The 4,244-nt window shown below is 56.5% G+C and carries 4 protein-coding genes and 1 pseudogene; 1 reads left to right on the top strand and 4 read right to left on the bottom strand.

Going from position 1 to position 4,244, the window contains the following annotated elements; genetic code table 11:
- Positions 1–666: 666 nt before the first annotated feature.
- Positions 667–1,035 (top strand): annotated as a pseudogene (locus tag KTQ37_RS17040) (CatB-related O-acetyltransferase); the annotation flags it as partial.
- Positions 1,036–1,038: 3 nt separating this feature from the next.
- Here KTQ37_RS17040 and KTQ37_RS16505 read toward each other — a convergent pair.
- The 4 genes from KTQ37_RS16505 to KTQ37_RS16490 form a co-directional block, all read right to left on the bottom strand.
- Complete coding sequence (locus tag KTQ37_RS16505; protein WP_218631604.1) at positions 1,039–1,845, bottom strand: hypothetical protein; 807 nt, start codon at positions 1,843–1,845, stop codon at positions 1,039–1,041.
- Positions 1,846–2,034: 189 nt separating this feature from the next.
- Positions 2,035–3,192, bottom strand: a complete 1,158-nt coding sequence (locus KTQ37_RS16500; RefSeq protein ID WP_218631603.1) for a hypothetical protein — start codon at positions 3,190–3,192, stop codon at positions 2,035–2,037.
- A 183-nt stretch (positions 3,193–3,375) separates the two neighbouring features.
- Positions 3,376–3,597 (bottom strand): hypothetical protein, encoded by a 222-nt coding sequence (locus KTQ37_RS16495; protein ID WP_218631602.1) that lies wholly within the window; start codon positions 3,595–3,597, stop codon positions 3,376–3,378.
- 144 nt (positions 3,598–3,741) lie between these two features.
- Positions 3,742–3,990 (bottom strand): helix-turn-helix domain-containing protein, encoded by a 249-nt coding sequence (locus KTQ37_RS16490; RefSeq protein ID WP_218631601.1) that lies wholly within the window; start codon positions 3,988–3,990, stop codon positions 3,742–3,744.
- Between the last annotated feature and the right edge of the window lie 254 nt (positions 3,991–4,244).

The raw sequence follows: 4,244 nt of genomic DNA, 5'->3' as shown, positions 1-4,244 counted from the left end.
CGGGTGTCGGTCTGCTCATGCCGCCCAGCTACCACGTTGGATTCACGAGATGAATCCTCTCCCAATTTGTGCAACACAGCCCCTCAGAACAGCAAGCGTCTCTAACCGACTCGACACTATCCCGCATGGCGTTCCCCAGAACAAGGCGCATCAAGGAGATACAGTAGCGCCGCGCAGACGTGGACGTATTCTACTTGAAGTGCCTTCGCGCTGTATGAAACATGGCCTGCACAGCATGCACAGGGTGGCGAAGTGATGAAATTGCGAGACAAGCTTGAGAGTTTCTTGGACGGTAAAGCGATCGACGGAACCCGAGCCATATCGCGCTGGAGGGCAAAAAAACTCGGCCACACGACGATGGCGAACATAAAGCATTATCGTTTTGAGGCTGGCAGTCGTCTTCATGGCACCTGGCATACGGAGGGGGCGCACGTTCCCCGGCTAGGATTCATCGGCGCACATTCCTATCTCAACAGCTTGAGCCACATCTGGAATGAAGCTTTCATCGGGCGCTACACGTCAATAGGGTGCAGAGTGAGCATCGGTGCAGCGCGTCACCCAATGAGTGCTGTTTCTACCTCACCCGCATTGTCGAGCACAGCCCGAGACTATACAGACTATGAGGCGAAGAGCGTTCGTCAGCATCGAAACATGCGCAGGTCTGTCGTAATCGGGTCCGACGTATGGATCGGCGACGGGGCCATTATCATGCCCGGAATTACCATCTCTGATGGGGCTGTGGTCGGCGCGAATGCTGTGGTGACCAAGAATGTTGCCCCCTATGAAATTGTGGGCGGCGTCCCCGCCAAGACTATGGGGCGTAGGTTTTCCGATGAGTTGGCAGAGCGGTTGCTTACAACTCAGTGGTGGGAATACCCGCACGAATATCTGAAAACCTGCCCTACGGGTAACGTGTTCGATTTTCTCGAAGCGTTTGAGGGTGGAGGAAAGGCCCCGACAGTTCTCGACACGTTCCGAATCCAGAAGGCGAAACACGCAATTGCAGCTTTGCTCCGGTTTCGCATGGGCAGCTAGGTGTCAATCGAAAATGTTGTCGACTTCCATTTCGTAACTGAAATCGAAATTCGACAAAGCCTTCCTGAAGCTTTCACCGATATCATCCGAGCCACGCTCATTAACGTTCTTCTGTGAAGCGTCTACAAAGGCTTTCAACTGACGGGATGCCTGCTTTTGATCGATGAACGGGCGTATTTTTTTCTTTGCCGGATAGTAGAATATCCTGTCTCGCGCATCCCGTATCCAAGGCCTCGGAAAGCGAAAGATTCCATCATTCAGAAACAGGCTCGACAACTCCCCTTCACAAGCCGTCCGATACCATGCGAGGGTGAGGAGAACCTGATCCCATACATGCGGGTTCTCCTCACATAGCCGCGACCATTCGGTCACAAGGCGACCCGCCGCTTCCGATTTGTTCAGATAGACAAACCCCGCAAGGTCATACCAGCCATGTCGACGCACCATCGCGACGTCGAAGGGATTACCAAACACGAAACTTGGCGTTCGTAGAACCTCGGCATCTGCATCCACCCAACAGATAGGTCGGGCGCTTTCATTCCAGACTTTTGCGATGAATTTTGATTTCAGACCAGTGTTCGCAACCCAACTCCCAAGTGACTCGATCGGTTCGATGCGATGCGGAAGATCAAGTCGGTCGAGCGAGCGACGAAGTTGATTTGCCAGCACCTCGTAAGGCGTGTCCTTGGTGAAATAGGATACAAAGAGAGGAGCGGCACCCCGCTTGCTGTCCAGAAGTTCGATTTCTTCGGGAAGGGTGCAGCAAGCGATCTGGTCAGCCTCACCTTGTTTGCGTCGATGCGCGATCACGCGCTGGTTGGGGCTAAGTCGCGCCAATGGGCTGCACCATTCGCCACCCCAGTCGTAAATCGAATCGTTTCCAGCTCTCAATGCGATACACCCATTCTATTCTGGCCCTTAGTCGAACCACGTTCGCTCAGTCGCGGTTGATATACCGGCCAACACGAAATTAACAGATTCTCCACCGGTCCTCGATGCTCACTCAACAAACCGATACCGCCCCTTGGCCTCTTCCAGCTTGTTCGCAGAACGCTCAGAGTCGGCCCTGACGGCCTCTTTCAGCCTCAGCCCTAATCCTGCCATGTGATCCGCCAACCGGGCCTCTGGCACCCCTTCCAGCGCCGCCAGCGTGGTGGCGTTGCCGCTCAGCAGGGCCATGATCAGCCGGATATGATCCTCGCGGTGAACATGCTTGACCTTCTGCGGGTCCACAAAGCTGCGCATTTCGTTCAGGTCGCCCTGGCTCGCGTCGGAAACAAGCTCCCAGATCGGGTGATTGGGCCAGCGCGCGCGGTTGCTGTCGGTCGGGTCCGGTTCGCAATAGCGGATTTTCTGCACCGCCTCGGCCACCACGTCGCCAAACAGGGCATCAAACTCGGCCCATTGGCGGATTTTCCAGCGATCTTTCAGCAGGTCTTTCCCGGCCCGAATTTCGATCCGCCAGACTTGGCTTGCTGGACGATCCTCCGGATCGAGCGGGGGCAGTCCGTCATGTTCAAGGTTGGCGTTCCAGATATCCCACCAGATCAGCTTGCGCTTGTCGATTACCTCGCGCCGCTTGTCATAGATGATTACCTGCCGCCCCGGCGACTTGCCGACCGTGACCGAGGTGAAGCGCCCGGACTTGCCGTTGCTGCGCCGGTCTTCATCTTCTTTTGAGGTCAGGTAATCCGCCCGGTTCGTGTGGCTGTGGATCACGAAGTTCTCCGGCACCAACTCGAATTCTGGCACCAGCACGTCCACGCAGAAGTCGGCGCGCCCGATGCTGACCTGATGCGCACCAAAGCGCACGCCAAGCCGCTCAAGGGTCTTGTCGATATAGGCCCGCGCATAGCCCAAGCCTTGCGTTGCCAGAAGGGTCGAGCCGACAATAATGCGAATGCCCCAAGGATCACGCGCATTGGGCTTCTTGAAGAACCAGAGCACTTCCATAGGCCCGCCCCGGAGTTGGAACCGGTATCCCTGTATCCCGTTTGGTGCCAGGTCGAACTCCACGCCGCCATAGCTTATGGGGACGGGCGCGCGGGCTTCCTCTGCTTTCTCGCGCTCAGGATCGAGATAGGCGAATAGTTCCGGCGGTATATTGGCTTCGATAGAGAGTTCGAGGCGGTCAAAGCCTTGGTGGATGATACGCATTTGCGGTCTGTCTCCTGTGGTTTCGGTATTTCCAGAGGGGGGTGCTACAATCACCCCCCTCTTGCGGCAGCGCCGCTCTGTCTGGTGAGGTTTTGGAAAGGGGCGGGCGCGATGCGCCCTTCAATGTGCCTCCGGCGGGGCAGCATTTGTTTTGGGGCCGGGCAGGATTACCCGGCGCCGTAATCAATTTGCCATCGCGGTTTTGCGGGAAATCCAGTTTTCTGCCCGCTCAGCGCATTTGGCGACGTTCAACAGGTCGTTGTGCCCGTAGGAACTGGTCGATTTCCAATCGCCCTCGCCGGTCTTGTAAGAGCGGGAAATATCGACGGAATAGAATCCGTCATTCTCCCAGATGGTGGCGGTGATCAGGCCGATCTTGAACTTGAAGGCCGGTTGGTTGGACATGGTGAAACTCCTTTTGCTGTCCCTGAACGGCAGGCATGAAAAGGGCGCGAGGTGGCGTCACCCCGCGCCCCTGTGGAAGCCTTCCGGCCCCAAAATCCCGCTCAGCGCTGCCAACTCTGAACGGGCAAAACTCTGGTGGTGGTATCAAGTGGCGGTGTATTGGCTGGTATTGCCGTGGCGACGTGCCTCAGCCCAATCCCGCAAGTCCCGGCGACGGTAGCGCACCGAGCGTCCGGGCTTGTAGAATTGCGGGCCAAACCCGGTCACGCGCCATTTCTGCAATGTGCGCACGCTCTGGCACAGGAAGTCGGCGGCTTCGACTTCCGCGATAAATCCATCCCAGTAATTGGATACCCGTGCCGGGGCTGCCGACTGGATTACTTCATGTTGCATTCTGATCTGCCTCTTTCTGCGAACTGCTATGAGGCGAACCTAGATGCGATCCGTTACGCTTTGCGAGCGAAAGCGCTGGACGAATTATTGCTTGTTTTGTGCAACAATTCGTCCAGTAGATTTTTTCCTAGAAATACAGTCTTTTAGCTCTCTCAAGATGCGCGAGTTCGGGTATCCTGCTGTGACCCCCGACATTCATCCAGCTGATGCCGGAGTCCGCGGTTGAGTTTGGCGCGGTTGCGCCGCGGGAGCAA

Source organism: Sedimentimonas flavescens (genome assembly GCF_019264375.1).
GTDB lineage: Bacteria > Pseudomonadota > Alphaproteobacteria > Rhodobacterales > Rhodobacteraceae > Rhodobacter > Rhodobacter flavescens.
The sequence above is the reverse complement of the archived record's forward strand: the minus strand, read 5'-3'. Positions and strand labels throughout refer to the sequence as shown.

What these genes read in the sequence shown, in the direction of transcription:
- KTQ37_RS16500 (WP_218631603.1), bottom strand. Translation starts at nt 3,192, where the DNA reads ATGCGTATCATCCACCAAGGCTTTGACCGCCTCGAACTCTCTATCGAA.
- KTQ37_RS16495 (WP_218631602.1), bottom strand. Translation starts at nt 3,597, where the DNA reads ATGTCCAACCAACCGGCCTTCAAGTTCAAGATCGGCCTGATCACCGCC.
- KTQ37_RS16490 (WP_218631601.1), bottom strand. Translation starts at nt 3,990, where the DNA reads ATGCAACATGAAGTAATCCAGTCGGCAGCCCCGGCACGGGTATCCAAT.